The sequence below is a fragment of the Stratiformator vulcanicus genome (genome assembly GCF_007744515.1).
Taxonomy (GTDB): Bacteria; Planctomycetota; Planctomycetia; order Planctomycetales; family Planctomycetaceae; genus Stratiformator; species Stratiformator vulcanicus.
Genome location: NZ_CP036268.1, coordinates 3,042,305 through 3,067,576, shown reverse-complemented (window position 1 = coordinate 3,067,576; position 25,272 = coordinate 3,042,305). Strand labels below are relative to the sequence as shown.

The following is a 25,272-nucleotide window of genomic DNA, read 5'->3' as shown; positions in this document are numbered from 1 at the left end:
GTTTAAATTGCGTTCAGAATCTTCATCGCGGCTTGCTCGGCGTTCTCGACGACGTCGGGCAGCCCCACGCCGCGATAGGCGTTCCCTGCCACGGCGAGGGTCGGGAAGTCGGCGAGTCTGAGATCAATCTGATCGACACGTTCGCAGTGGCCGAGGTTGTATTGCGGCATCGCCTGATCCCATCGCACGACGCGCGACAGGAGAGGTTCCGCCCGCAATCCGAAAATCGCATCGAGTTCGTGCAGCGTGATGTGGAGCAGCTCTTCATTGCTGTTCTTTAAGATTTCCGGATGCATTGCGCCGCCAAGAAATGTTCGCAGCAGGATCGTGCCCTCCGGCGCGCGGCCCGGAAACTTGCGCGATGTGTAAGAGATCGCAAGCGGTTTGCGGTGTTCCAAGGATGGTATCACGAGGCCGAAGGCGTCCATCGGGTTATTGATATCTTCAAGTCGATGGCACGTCACCACCACCGCGCTCGACGCATATTCGATCCCGTCGAGCAGATCGGCCGTCTTTTCATCGATCTGCCTTAATAGCTTGGCCGTTGTTTGAGCCGATGCCGCCATTAAGACGCCATCAAACGTTTCTGCCGGGGCGTTTTCGGTCGAGATAATATAACCGTCTTCGGTGTGATCGATTCCTTGGATCGGTGTCGACGTTTTAATTATCGCCCGGTCAGCAACTTGTTCAGCCAGTCGTCCGATTAATTCCGAAACACCATTCGGGAACGAGGCGAACATGCCGTAGCGGGCACCGGTGCCGGCTGCCGATGATTGTGTTGCGTTCCCTCTCTCGGCCAATTTGGCCTTAATTAGTCCTCCTGACTTGCGTTCCATCTCTACAAATCGGGGGAGGGTCGCATTAAGGCTCAGCTTCGCCGGATCAGCCGTATAGATGCCTCCGACGAGGGGCTCGATCAGTCGCTCATACACCTGCCGCCCGAGTCGGCGGGTCGCAAAGGACTTCAGGCTTTCATCCGCATCGTCGCGACGGGCGGGGATAAAGAATTCGGCACCCAGGCGGATTTTACCAAGCGGCGAGAAAAGACGTGTCTTAAGAATTGCCCAGGGATTGCCGGGCGAAAGTAATGAGAATCCCTCGGGAATAGGGACGGGGCGCCCGTTTCTCAGCACGAGCGATCGCCGATTCTCGCTATTGGTCGCAATTAGCCGGTCCGCCAAGCCGAGACGTTCGCACAGCGAAACGATCGCCGGTTTCGTCAGGAACATGTCTGGCCCGTGTTCAATTAGAAATCCGGCGTCGTGCTCTGTCTTGATGACGCCGCCTAGTCGATCGCCCGCTTCAAATAGCGTGACCTCCGGTCGAACACCGCTGGCTCCTTCGCAGAGACGATTTGCCGCCGCAAGCCCGGCGAGACCACCGCCGACGACGGCCACTCGCGGGCGCCGCTGCTGCACTTCGATTGCATTGGTCATACGAGGATTACCAAGGCTTAAGCAAAATCTGAGGCGGCGTTTGTTTTCGATCCGTGCTCATGCACGATCTCGACGAGCGCTTTAACGTGGTCGGGATTCATCCCCGGCATCACCCCGTGGCCGAGATTAAAAATATGTCCCGGCCGACCGGCGGCAGCATCGAGCACCGCTTTCGCCCGCGCTTCGATTGTCGGCAGCTCCGCGAACAGCACGACCGGTTCGAGGTTCCCCTGCACCGCCCTGTCGTGTCCGACCATCTTCCAGCCGTCGGCGAGGTCGACGCGCCAATCGAGTCCGATGACCTCGCCGCCAGCTTCGGCGCAAAGCGGCAACAGCGCCGGATTCCCGGTCAGGAAGTTAATCACCGGGCCGTGCGGCGATACCTGTTCAATAACCGATTTCAGATGCGGCAACACGAACTCGCGATAGTCGTTCGGGCCGAGACAACCGGCCCAACTGTCGAATAATTGCACGCATTGGCAACCGGCGTTTAATTGAGCGATCAGGTACTTCGTGATCGCTCGGGCTAAACGCGATGAGAACTCGTGCCACAATTCAGGAGCCGAATACATCAACGTCTTAACGTGAATGTAATGTTTGGATCCGCTTCCCTCGATCGCGTACGAAGCGAGTGTGAACGGCGAGCCGGCAAAGCCGATCAGGGGGATATCGTCAGGCAGTCCCTTGCGGACTTTCCGGACCGTATCGAAGACATAGCCCATCTCACCGACATCTTCGAGTTCCCGCACGTCATCGATCGTCGACCCGATCCGAAATGGATTGTCGATGACCGGGCCGGGTTGATAGTCGAGTCCGAAGCCCAGCGGTTCCAGGATGGTGGGCAGGTCCGCGAACAGGATTGCCGCATCGACGCCGAGGACCTCACGTGCAGAGAGGGTTGCTTCGGCGGCCAGGTCGGGGTTCTTACAAAATTCGAGGAACGTCTTCCCCTTACGGATCTGCTGATACTCGGGCAGATAGCGTCCGGCCTGACGCATGATCCACAGCGGGGTCGTGTCGACCGGTTCCCGGCGGACCGCTTTCATGAATCGGCTGGCATCAAGTTCTGGCGTCGTCACAGTTGGCGTTTCAGAAGAATGTGCGTCTAAAAAAGTTGGTCCGCAACAAAGTTGCGTTGGACTCAGCTTCGGCTTTCCTCAGCCCTGTTGGCAAGGCACTCGAACGCCGCACGGACGAGCTGACCCATTTTCGGCGGCGATGCCTCGACATCGGGCATTAGGCCGACCGAGACGAGCGCTTCTGAGCACGTCGGTCCGATCGAGCAAACCGCACTCTGCTTTACAGCCGTGATAAATCGATCTTTGCCGACGGTTCGATCGGCAATTTCGAGGCAGTTGTCGACTTGGTTCGCGCTCGTGAAAAGCAGGGCGTCGAAATCGCCATCCGTCGCGGACCGCACGGCGGCTTCGAGCGGCGCCGTATCTTCCGGCAGAGCCCAGCGATAGACGGGGGCTGCGATGACCGTCGCTCCGAGCGCCCTCAATTCTTGGTAGAACTGCTCGTTGGGGCGGCCGTATTCCTGCACAGCGACGGTCTTGCCAGAGAGGTCAGTCTCTCGGCGAAGTGTCTCAATCAGCTCCCGCCACGTGTTCGGTTCCGGCGCGCGGTGGGCGATGTCGAGCTTCCATTGTTTGAGCACGGCCGTCGGCTTCGGACCGCGGACGATCAAGGTCGTCCGGCGAAACTGGGACAGCACGTCCTCAGTTGCATATCGGGTCGACAGCGCATCGACCAGCGCCCGAGCGCCGACCCCGGTAAGGAAGATGACCGCGTCAATCTCACCCGCGAAGAGTCGTTCCCCGAATGCGAGCGCCTCGTCATTTTGTTCGAGCGGGATCTCCCTCATCGACGGCGCGACGGTCGCTACGCCGCCAAATCGCTCGATCAAACGTTGCATATCGGACGCGCGGCGGCTTTCGAAGCTGCAAATTCGAAACAAAGAATGACCTTTCGCTGAACCGGGCCGTCGATGCTCTTGGCGGGTCTGCGAAATTATTTTATCGAGACCGGTTCCGGTTGTCGCATCAATGCGGGTCTTGCGGCCTACAAACCGCTCTGACGCATTGGGAAATTCTGATCCTTCGGAGGATCGGCTTCAGATTCGGGCACGGAAGGTCGATTTTCGTGCAATATTGAACTGGCGGCACAAATCTTGTTCCCGCCGGCTGACAATCTCTTCATCCCTTCTTTCGCTCCCGCTTGGCATCGCTCGCTCATCGGGAGGTACCGCTCATGCCACAGACTGAAGCTATCGCGTCCCAGCGATTCGAAACCGCACGCTATCTCCCGGTCTGGGAGATCGGGACGGGCCTGCCACTTTCCCTGGCTCCCGGCGCCTATGAACTGACGGGTCGGGTCATCGTTGATGGCCGCTGGCTCTACGAGATCGACCACCGCTACCGGACCAACGCCCGCGAAGTGATCGAGTAGCGCGCCGGTTGAGAAGGCCGAGATCGACGCAGTTGCGGCACTCGCTTTGTGCCGCTTCAAAACCGGCCCGAAAAAAATCTCGGTTCACGCCAGAGGTTCGCCCGCTGCCGCGCGAGGTCTAAAGACCATCTAATCGCGGCAATGATCGTCGACGCGTTCTTCGCCAGCTCTCACGAGCGCAAAAAACGACCGGAAGCATAGGCGCTCGCCCGGTACCGCTCCCACACAGAGACGGACCGGCTATGCTTCCGGCCGGTTCACGCAAGTCGAATTGAGTGGTCGCCTTTCGACGACGTTTGTAGGTAATGCAGAATGTGTGCCAGTCCGCCTCAACGCAGTGCGAAATTCTTAAAGCAATAATTTGTAAGCGGTTGCGCCGTTGCCAAGCGTCCCGTGAGAAATGGGCGATGCCAATGCCGCCGAAATAGCGGGCACTGGTTGTTCGTACTTTAGGCGATTTCCCTGCAAGGCCATGGCTGAAGCCGATTGGCGGGCAATACCCGAACTGGGTCCGTCGATTAGTGATCTCGAGAGTCCCCGACACCGGCGAACACACGGAGTGGCCGATCGGTTGTCTTCAAGGCTCCTCCCCCTATGCTCACCCCATCGCAACGAATCGCACCGACTGACATTTCATTAACGTCGGCTTTTCAGCAACGTCGGCGGAACCCGCTACTTCCAAATGGAATTCGCTCAAGCTATGAAGCGAGAACTGATCGTACTTGGCAGCGGTTCGAGCGTGGGGACACCGGCGATCGGTTGTGAAACCGACGCGTGCCTATCGGACAATCCGAAGAACAATCGGACTCGCACGAGCGTGTTCGTCCCGGCACCCTACGGAAACTTTGTCGTCGATACCCCGCCGGAACTTCGCATCCAATTGACGAGAGAGCGGATTCCAATCGTCCATGCGGCGCTTTTCACCCATTCTCACGCCGACCACATTTTTGGCCTCGACGACCTTCGGATTTGCGGCTTCAAACTCGAGGCTCCCGTCGAGCTGCTTTGTGAGGAACCGGTTGAGGAGCAAATCCGACAGTCGTTCAACTACGCTTTTAGCGCGGACACGCCACCGGCTCACCGATTTGCCATTCCGAAGTTCGCCTTCCGCCGGGTCGCGTTGGAACCCTTCGAGTTGCTCGGCGTGTCCGTACAACCGATTCGGCTGCTGCACGGACGGCTTCCGGTGCTGGGGTTTCGCTTCGGCGATGTCGCCTTCTGCACCGACGTCAGTGAGATTCCCGAGCAGTCTTGGCCGCTGTTGGAAGGGCTCGACACGCTCGTGCTCGGCGCGTTGCGTGATCGACCTCACCCCACGCATTTCACGATCGATCAAGCACTGGAAGTGATCGAACGGGTCAGCCCTCGGCGTGCGTTTCTCACCCATATCTCTGCCGAGATGGAGCACGAGGAAACAAATCGTCGCTTACCAAATGGGGTCGAACTGGCCTACGACGGTCTCCGAATCGCTTTTTAATCGTGCCGAGTCAGTGTGCGAACTGATTTCTGGCGATTCTCTTCTTGCAGATTTCCGGCAGTCAGAGTCAGATAAGCGTTGATCTACTCGAATCATGGCTTCTGGCCATGAGCATCCCTGACGAAATCCCATCCGACGAGCCGTCTCCGCCAAGTGACCGCATGAAAATAGCAATCGCCTCGGACCACGCGGGCTTTGAGTACAAACTCTTGATCACCAAGCACCTCGAAGAACTCGGGTATGAGTTGGTGGATTTCGGCACTGACTCCAGCGAGCCGGTCGATTATCCCGACTTTATTTTCCCCGCGGCAGTCGCGGTCGCGAGCGGCGAATGTGAGCGCGGAGTGGTTCTGGGGGGCTCGGGGAACGGCGAAGCGATGGCGGCCAACCGTGTTCGTGGCATCCGTTGCGCGTTGGTTTGGAATATCGAGACAGCGGTCCTAGCGCGGCAGCATAACGATGCGAACATGATTTCGATCGGCCAGCGAATGATCGATCAGGAAACCGTCCTCGCCGCCATCGATCAGTGGCTTTCGACCCAATTCGAAGGCGGACGTCACGCGACCCGGATTGAGAAGCTCGATCAGGTTCCGGAGGTTGCGGCGCGATCCACCGTCTGATGCTCGGATGGGTATCTGGTCTGTGCCGGTTGCCGCAACGTCTCAAGGCGTTGGGTTCTGCTCACGCAGAGATGCCGTATTGACCGTAGGTCGCGGCGGATTCTACGATTCCGGCCCCTCCTCGGGCCGAATGTTCAGATATGCGCCGTCTTCTCGCACACGGACCGCTCTGCGTCCTCCTCCTCGTCGCGCTCACGCTCCGGCTTGTGGCAGCGGTCGCGGTCGATGCCGTCGTTTCGCAAACGGAAGGCCGACAATTCCTCGTCGCCGGGGATGCCGACGGCTATTGGCGACTCGGCGGTGCTATCGTAAACGGTTCAGACTACGCGATTTACGATCCGCCGCGGCGTGTACATCGTATGCCGGGGTTTCCGCTCTTGTTGGCTCTGTCGCGCTCCATCGCGGGTGACTCGATTCTGTTCGCTCGCGTGCTGTTGGCCTTCGTCGGTACGGCGGCCGTCGGTGGGCTGTATTGGCTGGCTCTGAAAGTCGTTGATCGCAGAACGGCTTTGGCCGCAACGGGGCTGGCGGCCATCTCACCGCTGTTCATTGGGCAAACGGTTTTAATTCTGTCGGAAACACTGTTTGCCTTCTTCATGATCTTCGCGGTCGGCTTCTCGCTCGACCTGATCCGGTCGATCAAATCCGATGCGTCGACTCTCATCTGTCTTTGGAATGGCCTGCTGGCCGGCTTTACTCATGCCGCGGCGACGTTTGCGCGGCCAACTTGGTTCCCCGTCATCGGAATGGTGGCGGTTCTGGCGATCGTGAACGGCTTCGGCCGCAAGAAGACCTACGGTGCTGTCGTCGCCTCATTTGTCGGGTTCAGTTCGCTCTTTGCACCTTGGATTTGGCGAAATTGGATTGTCACGGGCGGGCGAATCGTCCCGACGACCCTGTGGGCCGGACCGAGCCTCTATGATGGCCTCAACCCCGAGGCAACGGGCGCGAGCGACATGCGGTTTTTCGATCGGGACCGGCTCTCCGCACAGATGAGCGAGTACGAGGTCGATCAGGCCTATCGGAAGCGGGCAGTCGAGTACGCAAAGTCCCACCCACTCAGGACCGCCACGCTGGCGGTTGCGAAGCAATTGCGATTTTGGCGCCCATGGCCCGCGGCGAGTGAGGTCGGCCACCCGCTGGTTGCCGTCACGGTCGGGTTGTTCGAATCGATCGTAATGCTGGCAGCCGGTCTCGGTGCCTGGTTGATGCGGAAACGCATTGCAACGCTAGCCGTGTCGCTACTTCCCGTCTTGTTCTTCGCTGCGGTCCATTTGGTTTTCGTCGGGTCGTTGCGCTACCGCGTACCGGCTGAATATCCGCTGTTGATCCTCTCTGCGGCCGGCATGCTCGCGGCCATCGACCGATCTCGGATGACCCTTGCGTCTCGTGCGGAGTCAGTCTCATGAACGCGACTTTCCTCCGCCGGACCTTTCGCTGGATGGTCATTCTTGTCGTGTTCGGCGCGATCGCCGCGGCGATCGGGTTCGCTTGGTTTCGGTCGCGCTTTGACAACATGTTGCTGGCCGAAGCGCGGAGCGGCCTATCAGAAATCTTTCCCGAGGTCGTCATTGATCTCGATGCCGCTCATTTTGACTGGCAGAGCTCGATCACGTTGCGAAGCCTGACGCTGTCGCAGTCGTCATCTGATGCGATGCCGATCGTGCAAATCCCCGAATTGCTGATTTCGATCGATCGAGACGAATTAATTGAGCATCGCCGAGTCGACGTTCGCCGAATTAAAGTCATCAGTCCGCAAATCAATCTGACTCGTTCGATCGCGGGGCAATGGACGATCTCCGACCTGTTTCCGCCCAAACTGCAGCACGCGGATCGGGCGAGCCCGGAGTGGCTGATTGAAGATGCCGTCATCACCGTGAATTTGGAGCAGCCCGGGGATAGCGAACCGCTGTCGTTGCGGATTTCGGGAGCGAACCTGCAGCTCATCCCGGACGGCAAAAAGCAGTACGTGCTTCAAGGATTGACGAACATCGAAGGCGGGTCGCAGTGCCGAGTCACGGGGCGATTCGACTTTGAACGACGAACATGGAATCTCAGCGGAAACATTGACGGCGTCGATACGTCGGGCGAGTTGGCCGGATTCCTGCTGGCCAGTTCCGGCAATATTCAGGAGCGGGTGGACGGCATCACCAAACAAATTAACCCGGACGGTGTCCAATACGTCGAAGGCGAAACTTACGAACCCAAGGCAAGCTCGCATCAGATGCCCTTCCGGACGGTCAGCCGTTCCGAGGATGCGAACGCGTTTATTTCGGATGCCGAGTCGTATGGGTCGTCAACCTTAACTGACGATTCCGCGCCAACAGTTGAAGACTTGATGCAGCGACCCGTCGGCGATCAATCTGAGCAGCGTTTCGAGCAATCGTCGCCGGACTCTGTTGGGGTTCGGAAGACGCCTGACTTCGGCGTTGCAGTCAAGCTGGGCGTCAATTTTGAAGTCGGTCAAACGACATCAGGCGGGCCGGTCGGGTATCGCGTCCTTGCCGACCTTAAAGATGGTCTGATTAATAACCCAATGTTGCCGATTTCTTTGGAACGCTTAACCGGACAAATTGTTGCCGACAACGGCGGCATCACGGTGAAAAATTTAACAGGTCGAGATGGCGACGCCATTGTCGACGTTAATGGTGAGTATCGATATGGCGACAGTCACGGTCACCTCGTGGTTTCCGGAACCGATGTGCGATTCGGACCCGATCAAGTTCGCCGGACGCCCCGGAAACTCCGAAATCTCCTGGAGAAGATTCGACCCGACGGTCTGGCTGACTTCCGAGTTGACCTCATTAAAACGTCGCAGGGTTTGTGGAAGGCTCAAAACTTCGTGGGAACCGCCAAGGGGATGACTGCGTTGCCCGAGCCCTTCCCGCATCCGGTTACGGATATTCGAGGGACGATGACGCAACGGGGCAAAGATCGACTCGATTTGGATTTCGAGGGCAAAGGCGGGTCGACACGATTAAAGTTAAAAGGTGTTGTGCTCAACGTCGGAAAGCCGGTAGAGGCGGCGATTCAGATCGATGCCAATTCGGCCGCACTGACGCAGCAGGTTTACGACGCCTGTAATCCTGAAGTCCGTAAGACGTTAACTTCTCTCGGCTTGGCAGGTCGCGGTGATGTTCGTTTGCGTTACTATCGCCCGCCGATCAACAAGGCGCCGCTACAGTGGGTGCTCGATATTGCAATGCAGTCGGCTTCCGCAAATTTCGAGCATTTCCCCTATCGGGTCGAAGAAATCAAGGGGCATGTGCGATTCGACTCCGTCACAGACAATTGGGCGTTTGCCAACGTGTCGGGGCGTCACGGTCCGACCGTGATTCGGGGCAAGGGCAGCATGGTCAAATCTGACGGTACCGACTTACTGAATTTAGAGGTTTGGGCCGACCATATGGCCCTCGACCGTGATTTAAGGGCGGCGATTCCACAGTTCCTGAAGGAACGCTGGGATGTTCTACGACCCAGTGGATGGGTCGATGTGGCCGGAAAAGTGAGTTGGCAACCGGGCACAGATCCCATAGTCGAGCTCGATTCCGTTCGCCTTACCGACGGACGTATTTTGCATCGCGAATTCCCCTACGAGATCGAACAAATTCAAGCATCGCTCTCGTATGCCGACGATAAGATAAGCGTGAGTGAGTTTGTCGGCTGGCACGACGACGCACGATTGACCGGCCATGGTAGTGTTGTCGCAGAACGTGACGACACCTGGCGACTGAGGTTTAACCAATTATCGATCGACGGGTTTGTTGCCGGGGCTCGCTTTCGCAGGGCGATCGCACCGACTTTGAAAGATTTAATTGATTCGCTTAATCCGCGAGGAGTGATCGACCTGACGTTCGATTTTCTCGAGCTGCGCGGGACCGAACAGGCGGATGGTCCGGTCACTGCGGCATGGGATTTCGTTTCTGATTTCGAGGGGACCGACTTTACGGCCGGAATCGACTTGTTGAATGCTTCCGGTCGGGTCCGTTGCCGGGGAACTTATGACGGGTCGGATGCCGACGTCGTCGGCGCAGTCGAACTGCGTAAGGTCACCTCGCTGGAGCACGTTATTAAGAATTGCCGCGGTCCGTTCCGATATGCCGATGGTGTTTTCATCGCCGGTAGTCCCAAGCTCTTCTCTGCTCGTCGTCCTGCTTCCGTCCCCACTTCGGAACGGATTGCCGGCGAATTTATCGGCGGTGTCGTGACGGTTGATGCGAAGTTGGAGGCGATCAACAACTATCCCTATCAAGTCCGCACGGAGGTTTCCGGCGGTCGGCTCGAGAAATACGCGGCGGAATACCTCTCCGGCGCACAAAACCTCGAAGGCGTCATGAATGGATGGACCAATGTCCGTGGAGAAGCGCTGCTTGAGCGAGGCATGGTCGGCCGTGGTCAGGTCAAAATAAGTCCGGCCGCACTTTACGAATTGCCGGTCTTCGCCCAACTCTTCAACGTTTTGAACTTTGCCAAACCGGACCGCACGGCATTTAATTACGCATTCTTTGATTTCCGGATGGACGACGAAAAATTTATTTTTGACAAGATCGACATGGTCGGCGACGCGGTCAGCTTTCGCGGGCGCGGAACGGCAACATACGAGGAACAGTTGAAGCTCGACTTCTTTTCAACGTTGCCGCGGAGCCGAGTGACAATCCCGATTATTGACACGCTCATGCGGAGCGCCACCAATGGGTGGGTCGGAATTCAAGTACGCGGGCAGGTCGAAACGCCGACCGCTCGGGTCGTCGCGGCCCCCGCACTCGACACCGCAATGCGGCGGCTGCGTAATGCGCTAGACGGTCGCCCCTCGTCGAATTCGGGGAGCCGTCGCCGCTAGAAGCCCTCGCCTGTTGATTTGTGCGGCACGCTCATTTCTGAAAGAGCGTGGCGAGGCTTACGACGGTATCCCTTGCTTGCGCTGCGGGCTTGTAGGGGGGCGCTCGTTGTGTCGAAAATTAAGACAGCAGCAGGTCGATATCGTCGAGGGTGAGGTCGCCAAGTCCGCCTCGTTTTTCTTCGAGCAGCGCCTCGGCCAGCTCTCGCTTTTGATTCTGCAACGCCGCTATTTTCTCTTCGACCGTCCCGCGGACGATTAAGCGATAAGCGAAAACGCGTCGCTGCTGACCGAGTCGGTGAGCGCGGTCGATCGCCTGAGATTCAACGGCGGGGTTCCACCACGGATCCAAAAGAAACACGTAATCGGCCGCGGTCAGGTTCAATCCGAGGCCGCCGGCCTTGAGGCTGATTAAGAATAGTGGAGTCGTAGGATCATCCTGAAAACGTTTAACCCGGGCTTCGCGGTCGCGCGTCTGGCCGTCGAGATATTCATATTTAAAGCCGCGCTCGTCGAGGTGATGCCGCACGACGCTGAGCATGCTGGTGAACTGCGAGAAGATCAGCGCTTTGTGCCCTTCGTCGATCAGTTCCTCGAGCTTTGGCATCAGCAGGTCAATTTTCGCCGATTCCTGCGACGGGTCACCTTCGCCTAGAAGCGAGGGGTGACATGCCGCCTGCCGCAACCGAAGCAACGCTTCAAGAACGTGCATTCGAGACTTCGAAAGACCGTCTTTTTTGACTCGACCGAGCAGCGACGCGCGATAGTGTTCGCGCAAATCGTTGTAGATCGTTTGCTGTTCGGGTCCCATATCGCAGGTGAGAACCTGCTCTGATTTTTCAGGCAGATCGCGGGCAACTTGCGATTTCGTTCGCCGAAGAATAAACGGCTTCAGTGCGCGAGCCAATAATTCCCGTGATTTCGCGTCGGCTTCGTCAGCAGTGTTCGATTTAAACAATCGGCTGCGTCCGAGCATGCCCGGATTCAAGAACTCGAAGATCGACCAGAGATCGCCCAGATGGTTTTCGATCGGCGTGCCGCTCAGTGCGAGTCGGTGTCGAGATTTTAAGAGGCGAGACGCCTTCGCAATTTGAGAATTCGAATTCTTAATTGTTTGGGCTTCATCGAGCACCACATAGTCGAAGTCGAAATCTTTAAGCCGCATGATGTCGCGGCGAAGTGTGCCGTAGGTCGTGACGACGAGGTCGGTCGCCGCAAATTCTTCAACCAGATCGTGACGATCGCTGCCGGTGTATTCGAGCGTCTGCATGTCCGGCGTGAATCGCTCCGCTTCCTGCAACCAGTTAAACAAGAGTGATTTGGGAACGACGACGATCGACGGTCGGGGCAGCTTTTCTTTGCTTTTCTCCTTAGTGCGGCGGCGGGCTTCCAAGTGAGCCAGCAGTTGCACTGTTTTTCCCAAACCCATGTCGTCGGCCAGGCAGCCGCCGAGTTGAAATTGCTCCAAGAATGTCAGCCAGCTCAGACCATCCCGCTGATAGGGCCGCAGTTCTCCGCCGAAGCCGGACGGCTCTGTGACTGCCTTAATTCCGTCGAAGTTTCGGAATGTGTCGCTGAGAGATTGGAAGGTATCGTCATAGGCCACCGAATCCTGCCGACTAAGCAGCGTATCGAGCAGCGCGACCTGATTGGCAGAAAAGCGAACGTGATCTTCGTGCGCGACGCCGATTCCCGCCAGCAGCCCGAATTGCGCCGCCCAGGCTTCCGGGATAATTCCGAGCGACCCGTCGTCTAGCCGCACGGTGCTGTCGCCGCGGGCCAAGGCCGCCAAAATTTCCGGGAACTGCGCGGTTCGTCCGTCGAAATCGACGTCGGCATGAAGTTCGAACCAGTCGATGCCCGAGGCCACGCGGAACGACAGTTCCGACGGCTTGGCGACCGGCTTGCCTTCGGCTCGAACATTCCAATTGATCTCGACCAGCTTCCGGACGGCACTGCCCAATTCCCGCGACAGGATTTCGACATTCGCATCCTGCTCGCCATGGTCGAGTCGGCGACGGAATCCCGCATCGAGGACTTCATTCCACGCGGTCGATTCGACCTCATCATCTCTCACGAGACAACGACCATTTTCGCGCTGCACGATCGCCCAGCGGTCACTTGTGCCGGAGATAACGGCCCCGTCGTAAACGAACTCGACTGCGGCCAGAAGGCGATCGGTGCGCGGCCCCGGGCCGCCGGGAGATCGAACCGTGAGTTGCCGGCGAGGCTTGACCCGCTCTTCTTTGAGGTGCAATTCCTCGGGCAGATCGAGTCGCGGTAGAACGGGCATATCGAGCAGCCGATCGACCAGCGCGACTTCCTCGCCGTCGGGAACGGTTACCTTTTCGTCAGAATTAAGAAGTTTCGCCCACGCGAACGCTTCAAAGTCACGCAGCATGGCGATTTTATCGTCGTCGATTACCAATCCACCGGGGATCAACACCCGGACATCGGAGATCGAGCGGATCGCATCCTGACGTACGAGTTCGCCGCCGAGCAACCACTCGTCCTCATCGGCCGACCGTTCGACTTTGACGGTCAATTCCCAAGGTTGATTGTCGTCCCACGAGAGAGTGGGACCCTTCTCGGACGCCCCTGCGAAGCGGAGTCGGCCGGTGCGGCAAATCATGGGAAGCAGTCGCACGCTCAACTCGTGCGGCACGTGAAACTTCGACGTCGCCGCGGTCGATTCCGTTCGCTGCGCGGCCCAATCCGAGCGATCGGGCGTGCCGCCGAACAGGTAGGACAAGATCGTGCGATCGTCTTCATGTTCCAGCTGATTCATTTCGCCCGGACGCATCCGCAGGGCTTTGAGTTTGCCCCACTGGCCGTTGACCCGTCGCTGCCGCTGGGAAATTTGCAGAACAAGAAGTTGCTCTTTGCGGGTCGCTTCCTCGTCGATCTCATAAAAGATTTCGCGCTCGCGCGAATCGGAACCGCGAGAACCGCCGGGCCGCTCGAACTCTTCGATCAGCCCGACGAACTTTCGTTCCCAGCCTTTGAGCTTCGGCTTGCGAACGACAGTCCCGGTCGAAGTCTCGCCTGCCCCTTCCCGCATTAATGCGGAGGCAGGGATCGAACTGTAATCCTCGTCCTCATCTTCTTCTGGCAGGAAGTAAGCCGGTTCTTCCGGCTCGGCGGCGAAGGGGGGGACGTGTCCGGCCCTTGGGTCAGCCGTCAGCAATTTTTCGGCATCGACCATCACGATCGCTGCCCAAACGTGCTTACATAGCCCCAGCTTTTGAAATTGCGGACAGGTGCAGTGCTGCTTCAATTTGCCGCCGGTGCGGTCCAACTGGACGAAGTGATCTTCGCCGTCGCGCACTGTGATTTCGACCTGATCGGGTTTGACGCGGCGCACCGCGACCCGTTCAGTCTTGACGTACGCTTCCCCCCGAAATCGGAGGTCGGCCCGAAATTGTTTTTCGAGAAGTTCCGCGAGTGTCATTGAGGCGAGTCGGCGGGAAGGTCCCGGGAAATGAGTGCGGTCCGTGCGGTCGGGATTCGTCCGCGACACCAAGGATTTGTTTCTTCGAAGCGATTCAGGCTTCGATCGGTATTGGACGCGGTTGGTACGACCACCGAGAAACAGGGTGTGCGAAAGTCGGCTGACGCCGAGTGATCCCGGCGCGCCAAGTCCCCCATCCTGATCGCGGCTTCGAGGATGTCAAGCGCTGCGTGCTGGTTTCAGCGTCGCGGAACCGGTTCCCCCCGCCGTCCGCTGGCATTCCTCAAGGCGTGCCGGTACGAATCGGCAATATCGATTACGAAAAGTATTTTCCCGAGCGACATTTGATGTCTGACGTTCCGCCCACCGCTCCGGTCCTGACCAGTGATGCTGTCCGTACCTGGATTTCCGCCAACGTGCCGGCTGACGACTTTGCGGGTCAACGAGTGCTGCTGATCGTTCCGGATGCGACTCGCACCGCGCCGCTGCCTCTGCTGTTTGACGCTTTGCATTCCCATTTGGGGGCAAAGCTTTCGAAGCTGGACGTAATGATTGCTTTGGGCACGCACCGCCCGATGCCTCAGGACGATATCTGCCGGTTACTCGGCATTTCCGAGACCGAACGTGCGGAACGCTACCGCGATGTCGAACTGCTCAACCATGAATGGGACCGACCCGAAGCATTGACTGAGATCGGTACGCTGACGGAAGAGCAGACGGCTGCGCTTTCAGACGAACGACTACGGCTCGACGTCCCGGTGAAAATCAATCGGCGAATTCTCGATTACGACACGCTGCTGGTTCTCGGGCCGGTCTTTCCTCACGAGGTCGTCGGGTTCTCAGGCGGGAATAAATACTTCTTTCCCGGTCTGTCGGGGCCGGAGCTTCTTAATTTTTTCCACTGGCTCGGGGCGCTGGTCACCAACGTCGGGATCATCGGCGTGAAAGATACGCCGGTCCGTCGGGTCGTCGATCGCGCGGGGGCGATGATCCCCACCCGGCGGCGGTGTATCACCTTCGTTGTAAGGTCCGATGCGGCGATTCACGGCATGTTCTACGGCACGCCGGAGGAGGCCTGGCACGATGCGGCCGATCTTTCCGAACGCGTCCACATCGTCCGTAAGCCAAAGCCGTTTCACACGGTTCTCTCCTGCGCTCCGCCGATGTACGACGAGGTGTGGGTTGCCGGAAAATGCATGTATAAGCTCGAACCCGTCGTTGCCGATGGCGGAGAGCTCATCATTTACGCACCGCACCTGAATGAGATTTCACAGGTTCATGGACGGGTGATTGAAGAGATCGGATATCACTGCCGCGATTACTTTCTCGGCCAGTGGGAAAAGTTCAAGGACTACCCGTGGGGCGTCCTCGCGCACTCGACCCATGTTCGCGGCGGAGGAACTTTCGAGAATGGTGAAGAGCGCTGCCGCGTGCAGGTGACGCTCGCATCACAGATATCGCCGGAGACGTGTGCGAAGATAAATCTCGGCTATCGCGACCCGGCGACGATCGATGTTGAGTCATTTGCCAATCGCGAAAACGAGGGCGTATTGCTCGTGCGGAAAGCCGGGGAGTATTTGCATCGGCTTGAGTAATGCGCTTAAAAAAGCCCTGCTCGATAGCCCGACGCGCAAGCGAGGCGTCGCTCTCAGGGCTTTGTTCGTTCAACTCTTGCCGGTTGGCGTCGGACGTTGGTCATTCGCTTTACTCGGTCGGTATCCGATGAATAAATCCCTTGCTCGCGCGGCGGGATCATATGGGACGATTGAGTTTGTGCCGACGCGAATTTAGTGTCGGCGGACGCACGGGACGTGCTCTCGACCCTCGACTCTTAACCCTCGACTCTCCATGCCCGTTGATCCTGAAATTCAATCACGACTCGACTTCGCGGTGAAGATCGCGCGCGACGTCAGTCCGTTCATCCTCGAGTACTTTCAGAATCCCGATCTGGTGGTCGAGTCGAAAGAGGATGCGACCCCGGTGACGGTGGCCGATAAGGGAGCCGAGGAGAAACTCAGGGATTTGATTCACACCGTCTTTTCTGAAGACGGGGTTCTCGGAGAGGAATTCGAAGAGGTGCCCTCGAAGAACGGGTACCGCTGGATTCTCGATCCGATCGACGGGACAAAATCGTTCGTGCAGGGCGTGCCGCTGTTCGGCACGCTGATCGGAATTGAGCACGAGGGGCAAGCACTCGCGGGCGTCTCGCGGTTTCCGGCTCTGGACGAAGTCGTGTACGCGGCCAAAGGAGGCGGGGCGTATTGGCAGATTCGAAATCGGGAGCCACGACGAGCCAGAGTGAACGACGTTCCCAAGCTCGAACAGGGTGTCTTTTGCACCACAACGATGCGACGCTGGGCCTCAATGGGCCGGCAACCGACGTTTGAAGAGCTCTGCCGAAGGGCGAAGCTGACCCGTGGGTGGGGCGATTGCTATGGGCACTGCTTGGTCGCGACAGGCCGCACTCAACTCATGATCGACCCGGCGATGAGTGCCTGGGATGCGGCGCCTCTGCTGCCGATCGTCGAAGAAGCGGGCGGGCACTTCGTGACGTGGAAAGGTGAAGCCACCATTTACGGCGGCGACGGAATTTCCGTGGTGCCCGGATTAAAGGACGACGTACTCAGGATGCTGGCGGAGTGAGGATATCGACACAAGCCCGCATCGCAAGCAAGGGATTTCGCTCTCGACTCGCGAAATCCCTTGCTCGGCCTTCCGTCCCTGAACTCGCCGGATTCAACGCTTAATAGATCAGGCTGATTCCGACCGTCGTTCGATTGTCGAACAGGTGTCGGTTGCTGGAGATCGGGAATTCCCAAGCGGCGGCGAATTCCAAGTGCGGGTTGGGCTTATAGGCCCCGCCGATCGCCGCGGTCACGGTCGTCTGGCCGTCGACGCCGGCCGCTCCAAGATTGATCAGGTCAAAGCCTTCGATCGGCAACGGGAACTCGTCAGCGCCGTCGATGTAGGTTCGCCCATTGAACTCGACGAGAGCATAGATCCCATCGAAGACTTCATGGTCAAGGTGAGCGCTGTAGTAAATCGATTCGGAATCGAGGCTGCCGTTGTTGGGCAGCGACCACCCGAACACGCCGACGAAGTGAGTATCGTCGAAGATTTCTTTCCCGTAACTGGCGAAGAAGTTCCAAATGCCATCGGTCCCGCTTTGGAGGGCGTCCGCTTCACCAGTGGCGGTTTCGTACATCAAACCGACTGTCAGGAGCTGCTGGTTGCAAACGTCACGGAGTGCGACGTATTTGGCCCCGAGGGCGATATTGGCCCAGCCGTCGCCCACTCCGAGCGGTGCCAGTCCCGGCAGGTCGGTCACGATGAAGCCGTCTTTTTCCGCGATGATCGCAAATCGTTCATTGATCGCGAATGTGGCTTGGAGCGCATAAACCTGGAAGTCGCCTCCGCCGAAGATGTCTTCGGGCACGGTCTGAGAGATGAACAGGAAGCGAGCCCGGGTGAACGACCGCGGGTCGGTCGCGTAGACCGGGTTCGTCACCGGCTGGATGAAGTCGTCGAAGCAGTGATCGCTGAGGAAATACTCCGGCGGCAGCAAGCCGAAGAGAATACCCTGTTGGGGAATCGGGTGGCATTTGGTGCGGTCGTATCGGCAGGACGGCTGCGGGATGATCAGCCCGCCGAGCGTATCGCAGAGTCCGAAGCCGCAGGCGGAGCAATCCGAGCCACAGCCGATCTCTCCGCAACAATCAGTGCCGCAGTCGACATCAAGGGGGCGCTCATCGCAGCCCATATTGCCGCAACTTTGGTGAGTCGAGTCGCGGTCGCACGTTTTGTGGGAAGCCGGGTACGCGAATATGTCGTCGGGCGACATCGCTCGGGCTTCCATTCCCAAGGGGATTAGACAGAGGACGACCGCGAGGCGAGAGATCGTAGACATCATTCGTGCTTCCGTGCTTGTTGCTTGGCTCGGCCCGCGTCCGTGCAGGCCGATATTGTCGTGTGGAAACGGAGATGGAATCGACGAGCGTCGCTCTGCCGGATTCCTTGTCTTCTGGTCTCAAACATCGGAATCGGCTGCTCCGTTGTCGCACGGAACTCCGCAAAATCGGATGGCACTAATAGTGCGGACTCGATCGATTGCTCCGGCGGAGCCGCGCAATAGTGCGGTGTCAAAGTATTTCGGGCAGAGCTGAGTCACGGGATCGGAAATCTGAAAAGCGTCCCGCGCGAAGGAAAGTTCTTCCTCGATACGCCGCGTTATTTCGGAAACCCTGCACTCTGCGACACTTTGATTTCTTCAGCCTCCGAATAGGCGACGAGTACTTCGAGGTCGTCGGTGCAGCGAGCCAATGCGAGGCCTTTCTCCGGCCCGAGGACGCTAATCGCTGACGCGTAGGCATCGGCGTCAGTCCCGTTCTTCGCAATGACCGTGACGCTGCTGCGATCGGTCAGGCCGTAACCGGTTCGGGGATCGACGATGTGGGAATATCTGGTGCCGTCGATTTCGAGAAAGTTGTAGGCATCGCCCGACGTCGCAATGCCGCAATTTCTGGCAATGATGGTTCTGGACGACTCGCTGTCGGGCGTGTCGAGGGCGGCAACGGCGATCGTCCAACCCTTTTTCGTCGGTGGTGAATCGCCTAATGCCAAGTCGCCGGAGGCGTCGATCATGGCCCGCGTGATTCCATGCTCCCGGAGGATTCGCAGCATCTCGTCGCCCGCGTAGCCCTTGGCAATGCCCCCGAGATCAAACCGCATGTTCGGTCGTTTCAGCGTAGCCATCTGCTCGTCAGCATCGATTTCGAGGTGTCGGTAGCCGACCGATTGCATCGCGCTTGCAACAGCCTCGGTGTTCGGCAATTCCTTTTTGCGACGGGCGATGCGCCAAAGTCGCGATAGCGGACCGACCGTCACATCGAATGAGCCGTTGGTCTTTCGAGCGATTTCCTGCGAGCGATGCAAGACCTCGGACAGTTCTCGGCTGATCGGATACGGTTCTCCGGGTTGTGCCGATTTCGGCCATTGGCGGAGTTCGCTATCGGGGTCGTAATCGCTGAGGATCGCGTTGAGTTCTTTCGCTCGCGCGAAGGCCGCTTCGGCCGCCCGATTTGCTCGCGCTTCGTCGGGGGCGTACATTATCAGAGTGAACGGAACCCCCATCTGGATTTGCCGAAACGCATATCTCGAAAGTTTAGGCGTTTCGTTCGTTTCGCCGCCAAAGCCTAAAGGCATGGCCGCGACGAACGTCAGGATTCCGATCACAACAATCCCGCCCCGCATCATCACCGTCCTCGACTGATCTCGATATCTATGGAAACCATACGAACGCGATACGCCGGTTCTCAATGGCTCGTTTTTTCCGCCGTGATTTTGGCCTCTGCCTCTTGGGCTGAGGTTGCGCCAGCCGCAGAAGCCGAAGCGGCTACGGCAAAAGCCGAAACGGGAACGCCCGAGTCCGGACCGGCTTCGGAAATGAAACCTTACACCGAAGTCATTAGCGGGACCGGTGTGAAGTTTGATTTGGTTCCAATCCCGGGGGGCACCTTTACGATGGGCAGCCCGGCCGATGAAGAGGGCCGCAATCCGGACGAGGGTCCACAGCGGAAGGTCAAGGTCTCACCATTCTGGATGGGCAAGCACGAGGTCACGTGGGATGAGTACGACATCTGGAGCTTTCGCCTCGACGAGCTCCGTCGTGAGCAGGCTGGTATCAAACCGACGAATCTCGACGTGAAGGCCGACGCCGTCACGCGGCCGACCAAGCCCTACGTCGACATGACGTTTGAGATGGGTCATGACGGCTTTCCAGCAATTTCGATGACGCATTTGGCTGCGAAAATGTACTGCGTCTGGCTGAGCGAAAAGACCGGGCACTACTATCGGCTTCCGACGGAAGCCGAATGGGAGTATGCCTGCCGGGCCGGGACGAACACGCCCTACTCGTGGGGAGATGATCCCGACGACCTGGAAGACTACGCCTGGAATGAGGACACGAGCGACTTTCAATACATGAAGATCGGGCAACTGAAGCCGAACGCTTGGGGCCTGTTCGATATGCACGGCAACGTCGCCGAGTGGGTCCTCGACCGTTACACGCCGACGCTCTACCCCGGCATGGAAGGCGACCTGCTGGTCAATCCGGTCGTCGTTCCGAAAGCGACCGAGGAGTATCCACGTGTGGCGCGGGGCGGATCGTGGGATCAGCCGGCCGACGAACTCAGAAGTGCATCACGTCTGTCGTCAAATCCTGATTGGAAGATTCAGGACCCGCAGATTCCGCAGAGTATCTGGTACTTTACCGACGCCCTGCATGTCGGCTTCCGCGTGGTCCGTCCGCTTCACGTTCCTGCAAAGGAGAAACGGATCGAGATGGGTTGGGAGCCATTGCCGGGCGAGGTGACTGAAGACGGCCTTAAAGGCGGCTGGATCGACGATGGCGATGGCTCCGCACCTGCCGATGTGCGTCGGGAGCTGAAAGATTAGGTCGCGATCGGTTCGGCCGGATTGGTCTGGCCGATCTTGATGCGTCATACGAGCCGCTTTGCCTCGTCAGGATCGACATTTGCGTTCAAACAGCTGACGCCGTACAACAATCAGTCAATGTTGATAGGTTGTTTGAGGCCTCTAAAAACTGACCGAGCAATTCGCTCTTAATCCAAAAGCAGGTATGACGATGGCAGATACTCCTCGGATCGATTCGTCCCGTCGTGATTTTATGAAGGCCGGGACTGCCGCCGCGATCGGCACCGGCGTGTTGAGTAACTTTGCCGGCTCGGCAAAGGCGTACTCCGGCGGTGACGACACGATTCGAGTCGGTCTGGTCGGCTGTGGTGGACGCGGAACCGGTGCAGCCAAGCAGGCTCTCAGCACCGAGGGCAGCGTCAAGCTGGTCGCGATGGGCGATATTTTTGAAGATCATCTGCAAAGTAAACTGGGCAACTTGCAGGCTCAGTTCAAGTCACGTCCCGAGCGGGTTGACGTTCCCGAAGACCGCCAATTCGTCGGCTTCGACGCGTTCAAGAAGGTGATCGACAGTGACATCGACCTAGTGATTCTCGCCACCCCGCCGGGCTTCCGACCGGGACAATTCGAGTACGCCGTCGAGAAGGGCAAACACATCTTTATGGAGAAGCCGGTTGCGGTCGACGCGCCGGGAGTGCGGAAAGTTCTAGCGGCCGTTGAAGAGGCGAAGAAGAAAGACTTGAAAGTCGGCGTCGGCCTCCAGCGGCGGCATCAACCGAACTACCTCGAGGCGCTCGACCGGTATCGCAACGGCGACCTCGGCGAAGTCTTGTTCTGGCGGGTTTATTGGAACAGTGCCGGAGTGTGGGACCCGCGCAAGTCGCGTAGCCAGTGCAAGAACGAACTCGAGTACCAACTTCGCAACTGGTACTACTACACGTGGATTTGCGGCGACCATATCGTCGAACAGCACATCCATAACATCGACGTGGCCTGCTGGTTCAAAGACCAATATCCGACGGTGGCACGCGGGATGGGCGGTCGACAGTTCCGCACCGATCCGAAGTACGGTCAGATTTTCGATCACTTTGCAGTGCAATTCGAGTTCGATGACGATACCCACGTGTTCAGCGAGTGCCGTCACATCCCTCGGGTTTGGAACAGCGTTTCCGAGAAAGCCTACGGGACCAAAGGTATGCTCGACATGGCCGACCGTCGCGGTCGCATGATGACCGATTCTGAACGGGTCCGCCTGACCTCCGACGGCGATCCGTATCAGATCGAGCACGATGATATGCAAGAGGCCATTCGCAAAGGAAAGAGCTACAACGAAGGCGAATACGGCGCGATGAGCACCATGACGGCAATTTTGGGCCGGATGGCGACCTACTCCGGCAAAGATATCTCAATGGAGAAGGCACTGGCCTCTGACAAGTCGCTGGTTCCCACCGAAATGACCTGGGAAAGCGAACCTCCTGTCATGCCGAATGACAAAGGCGAGTATCCGGTTCCGATGCCGGGCGTCTATTCACCGTTCATCTGATCGACCTCCGTTTGAGTTCGGCAGTGAAAACATGACGACGGCCTTCCCCGCAGTGGGGAGGGCCGTTTTTATTTCTAGCACGGGCTCACGGAGTGTCGGTCGTGACGACGAAGCAGATTGGCCAATAGCCGTCAGTCAAAATGATGAAGAACAGCAATCGTCGTTCTTCGTCCAATGTACTGAACGGATCGGAATTATCTTGACAGTTTGAGAAGTCTCTCCTAGCGTGATCTTGGCAATTGTCGGCAGGTTTGGAATACGAAAGCGCTCGGTTCCGGACGCTCAGCATCGTCGGGATTGCCGCAGCGGCCCGATTCACCGGTGAAAGGACGCGGCCGGCGATGGTTCTGCGACGTGACGGCGGTGGTCTGACGGTCCGATCGCCATCCAAAATCAATTTGACACTCGATATCCGGAAGCGCCGCTCGGACGGTTTCCACGATATTGAGACGGTGTTTGCGGCGCTTGAGTTCGGCGACGATTTGGCGTTCGCGATCGAGCCAGACAATGCGTTGACGCTGCGAGTCAGAGATTGCACCGGCGGTTTGAGTACGCCCCTACCGGTCGACTCTCGCAATCTGATCATGCAAGCCGCTGAACTTCTCCGTGAGCGCGCGGGCTGTCGTAGCGGTGCTGCGATCACGCTTTGGAAGCGAGTACCGGTCGAAGCTGGTTTGGGCGGCGGTTCCGCAAACGCGGCGGCCACGCTACTCGCCCTCAATAATCTGTGGTCCCTCAACTTGGGCCGCGATCGCCTTACTGAAATGGCAGCCGAACTCGGCAGCGACGTGGCCTTCTTCGTTTCCGGCGTCCCGTACGCGGTTGGTCGCGGGCGTGGAGAGGAAATCGAACAGATTCCGTCGCCTCTGCGATTACAAGTTGTCTTAGTCAAACCGGCTTCCGGGCTTTCCGCGGGAGCCGTCTATCGGGCTGTCGAACCCGGGGATACCGAAGAAACGACACGGATGATCCGTGGGCTTGAGCACGGAGATTTTGCAGACGTTGTCAGTGCCCTTTCGAACGGTTTGCAGGAACCGGCGCAGCGGCTCAGTTCTGAAGTCTCCAAGGTTTGTGACGCGATGCGCCGCGAGCTTCCCGGCCGAGTTCTTATGAGCGGCAGCGGAACGACCTGTTTCGCGATTAGTCGATCCAAGCGCGAAGTAAGTCGCGTGGCTGAGCGACTTCGACAGCAACGCCTGGGTCACGTCTTCGTGACTCACACACTCTGACACCTTGCGGATTGATCATGAGCACGATTCCGACTGACTTCGACTGAACTGACAACTGCGGACAGTGTGACACTTCCCCGTGCCCGGAGGCACGGCTGCAACTTGAATACGTGCGACCGAGAAGGAGGACGGCAGTGGAGATTACTGAGGTCCGAATCAAATTAATGTCCGATGCGCAGGACCGGCTGCTCGCGTTCTGCTCGATTACGTTCGACGGATCCTTTGTGATTCGTGATTTAAAAATCATTCAGGGCGGGCGCGGCATTTTCGTCGCCATGCCCAGCCGCAAGCTGACCGATCATTGTCCGCGTTGCCACTGCAAGAACCATTTGCGCGCCGAGTACTGCAATCAGTGTGGTGCCCGTCTGAGCGACGAGCGCGCCGAAAAAGACTCGGAGGGGCGAGCAAAGCTCTATGCCGACATCGCTCATCCGATTAATGCCGCTTGTCGCGAGATGATTCAGGAAGCGGTCGTCACGGCGTACGAGAGTGAGATATTGCTTTCCGAATCGCCCGAATACATTTGCAAATACGACGATTACGGCGAAGAGCGCTACGCCGGCCTGCACGACGAAGATTTGAATCCCATTGAAGAGGATAAACGCCCGCAGTCCGTTTCGTTCCTGCAGGGCGAGCGGAAGCACCGCGTGGACCCGCCGGCGCGGTCGGACTCAAGCGGCGGCAAACCGACGAATTCGGCCGGAGATCGCCACGCGAACATGAAATCCCGCAGTCGACAGGCTCATGCGACCGATGAATTCGGTGAGGGCTTATTTTAGCGTCGACCCCGTCGTCATGCCGGTTTGCCCGCCGATCGCGCGAGCCTTGCCGGTTGAGCTTGTTCGAATCGTCTCGAGCGTGAAGGTCCTCAATCGCCAATTGTTAATTCGATTGGGCGGCAGTGCGGAAATTGCCGAACGCGTTGAGGGAAAGGATTCCCGGTGGCCGGATATCGCGAGCACATTACCGTCAGTGGACTTTGCGGTGTCGGCTACGGTACTGCGACCACGCTGCTGCTCGGGTTCGATCCGGTTCAGGGAGCGATCGCTGGCTGCCTGACCTGGATCGGCGGAATGTTGCCTGATCTCGATGCTCGCGGCGGCCGACCGGTTCGCGAGATCACGGCACTTCTTGCCGCGGTCGGACCGATGATTGCCATTCGGCGGCTGGTCGACGTGACCGGCGGGATCGACGCGACGATCCTGACAGGAATTCTGCTCTATGCCGCGATCCGCTACGGCGGCACCTGGCTGCTCGACAAGTTCACGGTCCATCGCGGGATGTTCCATAGTCTGCCGGCGATGCTGATCGCGGCACAGATTGTGTTCCTGGCCTATAAGAGCCCCGAGTTGTCCGTCCGGTTATTGATGGCAGCCGGTGTGGGGGTTGGCTTCTTCTCTCACCTGTTGCTTGACGAATTCTACAGTGTGCAGTGGAACGGAATTCGCCCTCGCTTGGCGAAGTCTGCGGGAACAGCGATCAAATTCTTCGGTCCCGGCTTCGGCCCCAATGCGATCACGTACGGCCTGCTGATGTTTCTGAGCTACGCGGTCGTTATGAAGTCCGACCGCCTTCTGCCGCCGCGGATGATTGTGGAACAGGTCGAACCGCTGGAACAACAGACAGGCCCAGCAACGCCCGATCAAAAAGCGACGCCGAATCCCAAGCGTCCCGCTATAAGCGGTCCGGCCAATCAACGCCCTCGCGACGAGACGCTGGACCGCTTTGCCGCCGAGTTCGGCCCGGCACCGCTCTAAGCGTTGATTGCGAATCGTGCTCCCTTACGCTGACGGACT

General features: G+C 58.3%; 18 protein-coding genes. 12 read left to right on the top strand and 6 right to left on the bottom strand.

Features of this window, described 5'->3' with window-relative positions; genetic code table 11:
* Nucleotides 1–2: 2 nt before the first annotated feature.
* From hemG to Pan189_RS11940, 3 genes are all read right to left on the bottom strand, one after another.
* Complete coding sequence (gene hemG / locus Pan189_RS11950) at nucleotides 3–1,436, bottom strand: protoporphyrinogen oxidase (RefSeq protein WP_145364132.1); 1,434 nt, start codon at nucleotides 1,434–1,436, stop codon at nucleotides 3–5.
* Nucleotides 1,437–1,453: 17 nt separating this feature from the next.
* A complete protein-coding gene (gene hemE, locus Pan189_RS11945) occupies nucleotides 1,454–2,515 on the bottom strand; it encodes a uroporphyrinogen decarboxylase (RefSeq protein WP_310820375.1) in 1,062 nt (353 codons plus the stop codon).
* A 62-nt stretch (nucleotides 2,516–2,577) separates the two neighbouring features.
* On the bottom strand, nucleotides 2,578–3,354 hold the full coding sequence (locus Pan189_RS11940) for a uroporphyrinogen-III synthase (RefSeq protein ID WP_145364131.1): 777 nt from the start codon (nucleotides 3,352–3,354) through the stop codon (nucleotides 2,578–2,580).
* 335 nt (nucleotides 3,355–3,689) lie between these two features.
* Here Pan189_RS11940 and Pan189_RS11935 point away from each other — a divergent pair, with 335 nt between their 5' ends.
* From Pan189_RS11935 to Pan189_RS11915, 5 genes are all read left to right on the top strand, one after another.
* Nucleotides 3,690–3,887 carry a hypothetical protein gene (locus tag Pan189_RS11935; RefSeq protein WP_145364130.1) on the top strand — a complete coding sequence of 66 codons (198 nt, stop codon included), beginning with the start codon at nucleotides 3,690–3,692 and terminating at the stop codon, nucleotides 3,885–3,887.
* A 682-nt stretch (nucleotides 3,888–4,569) separates the two neighbouring features.
* On the top strand, nucleotides 4,570–5,364 hold the full coding sequence (locus Pan189_RS11930; RefSeq protein ID WP_145364129.1) for an MBL fold metallo-hydrolase: 795 nt from the start codon (nucleotides 4,570–4,572) through the stop codon (nucleotides 5,362–5,364).
* 161 nt (nucleotides 5,365–5,525) lie between these two features.
* Nucleotides 5,526–5,984, top strand: coding sequence for an RpiB/LacA/LacB family sugar-phosphate isomerase (locus tag Pan189_RS11925; RefSeq protein WP_145366173.1), 459 nt, complete (start codon nucleotides 5,526–5,528; stop codon nucleotides 5,982–5,984).
* A 140-nt stretch (nucleotides 5,985–6,124) separates the two neighbouring features.
* Nucleotides 6,125–7,393, top strand: a complete 1,269-nt coding sequence (locus Pan189_RS11920; RefSeq protein ID WP_145364128.1) for an ArnT family glycosyltransferase — start codon at nucleotides 6,125–6,127, stop codon at nucleotides 7,391–7,393.
* Nucleotides 7,390–10,824: an AsmA family protein gene (locus Pan189_RS11915; protein WP_145364127.1), complete on the top strand. Its 3,435-nt coding sequence runs from the start codon at nucleotides 7,390–7,392 to the stop codon at nucleotides 10,822–10,824. Before Pan189_RS11920 ends, Pan189_RS11915 begins: the two co-directional genes overlap by 4 nt.
* Nucleotides 10,825–10,942: 118 nt before the next feature.
* Here the strand turns inward: Pan189_RS11915 and Pan189_RS11910 are convergent, their stop codons facing one another.
* Nucleotides 10,943–14,272: a DEAD/DEAH box helicase gene (locus Pan189_RS11910; RefSeq protein WP_145364126.1), complete on the bottom strand. Its 3,330-nt coding sequence runs from the start codon at nucleotides 14,270–14,272 to the stop codon at nucleotides 10,943–10,945.
* Between the two features lie 347 nt (nucleotides 14,273–14,619).
* Here Pan189_RS11910 and Pan189_RS11905 point away from each other — a divergent pair, with 347 nt between their 5' ends.
* Nucleotides 14,620–15,867 (top strand): lactate racemase domain-containing protein, encoded by a 1,248-nt coding sequence (locus tag Pan189_RS11905; RefSeq protein WP_145364125.1) that lies wholly within the window; start codon nucleotides 14,620–14,622, stop codon nucleotides 15,865–15,867.
* A 253-nt stretch (nucleotides 15,868–16,120) separates the two neighbouring features.
* Nucleotides 16,121–16,915, top strand: coding sequence for an inositol monophosphatase family protein (locus Pan189_RS11900; RefSeq protein ID WP_145364124.1), 795 nt, complete (start codon nucleotides 16,121–16,123; stop codon nucleotides 16,913–16,915).
* A gap of 100 nt (nucleotides 16,916–17,015) precedes the next feature.
* Here the strand turns inward: Pan189_RS11900 and Pan189_RS11895 are convergent, their stop codons facing one another.
* The gene (locus Pan189_RS11895; protein WP_145364123.1) at nucleotides 17,016–18,179 is read right to left on the bottom strand and encodes a hypothetical protein; all 1,164 of its coding nucleotides are present in this window, start codon (nucleotides 18,177–18,179) and stop codon (nucleotides 17,016–17,018) included.
* 320 nt (nucleotides 18,180–18,499) lie between these two features.
* Nucleotides 18,500–19,525, bottom strand: coding sequence for an FAD:protein FMN transferase (locus Pan189_RS11890; protein WP_145364122.1), 1,026 nt, complete (start codon nucleotides 19,523–19,525; stop codon nucleotides 18,500–18,502).
* A gap of 27 nt (nucleotides 19,526–19,552) precedes the next feature.
* Here Pan189_RS11890 and Pan189_RS11885 point away from each other — a divergent pair, with 27 nt between their 5' ends.
* The 5 genes from Pan189_RS11885 to Pan189_RS11865 all read left to right on the top strand — a co-directional run bounded on the left by Pan189_RS11885 (nucleotide 19,553) and on the right by Pan189_RS11865 (nucleotide 25,233).
* Nucleotides 19,553–20,725, top strand: coding sequence for a formylglycine-generating enzyme family protein (locus Pan189_RS11885; protein ID WP_145364121.1), 1,173 nt, complete (start codon nucleotides 19,553–19,555; stop codon nucleotides 20,723–20,725).
* Between the two features lie 190 nt (nucleotides 20,726–20,915).
* The gene (locus tag Pan189_RS11880) at nucleotides 20,916–22,247 is read left to right on the top strand and encodes a Gfo/Idh/MocA family oxidoreductase (protein ID WP_310820374.1); all 1,332 of its coding nucleotides are present in this window, start codon (nucleotides 20,916–20,918) and stop codon (nucleotides 22,245–22,247) included.
* A 341-nt stretch (nucleotides 22,248–22,588) separates the two neighbouring features.
* Nucleotides 22,589–23,476: a 4-(cytidine 5'-diphospho)-2-C-methyl-D-erythritol kinase gene (gene ispE, locus Pan189_RS11875; protein WP_145364120.1), complete on the top strand. Its 888-nt coding sequence runs from the start codon at nucleotides 22,589–22,591 to the stop codon at nucleotides 23,474–23,476.
* A 134-nt stretch (nucleotides 23,477–23,610) separates the two neighbouring features.
* Nucleotides 23,611–24,255: a SpoVG family protein gene (locus Pan189_RS11870; RefSeq protein ID WP_145364119.1), complete on the top strand. Its 645-nt coding sequence runs from the start codon at nucleotides 23,611–23,613 to the stop codon at nucleotides 24,253–24,255.
* Between the two features lie 162 nt (nucleotides 24,256–24,417).
* Complete coding sequence (locus tag Pan189_RS11865; protein ID WP_145364118.1) at nucleotides 24,418–25,233, top strand: metal-dependent hydrolase; 816 nt, start codon at nucleotides 24,418–24,420, stop codon at nucleotides 25,231–25,233.
* The last annotated feature ends 39 nt before the right edge of the window (nucleotides 25,234–25,272 follow it).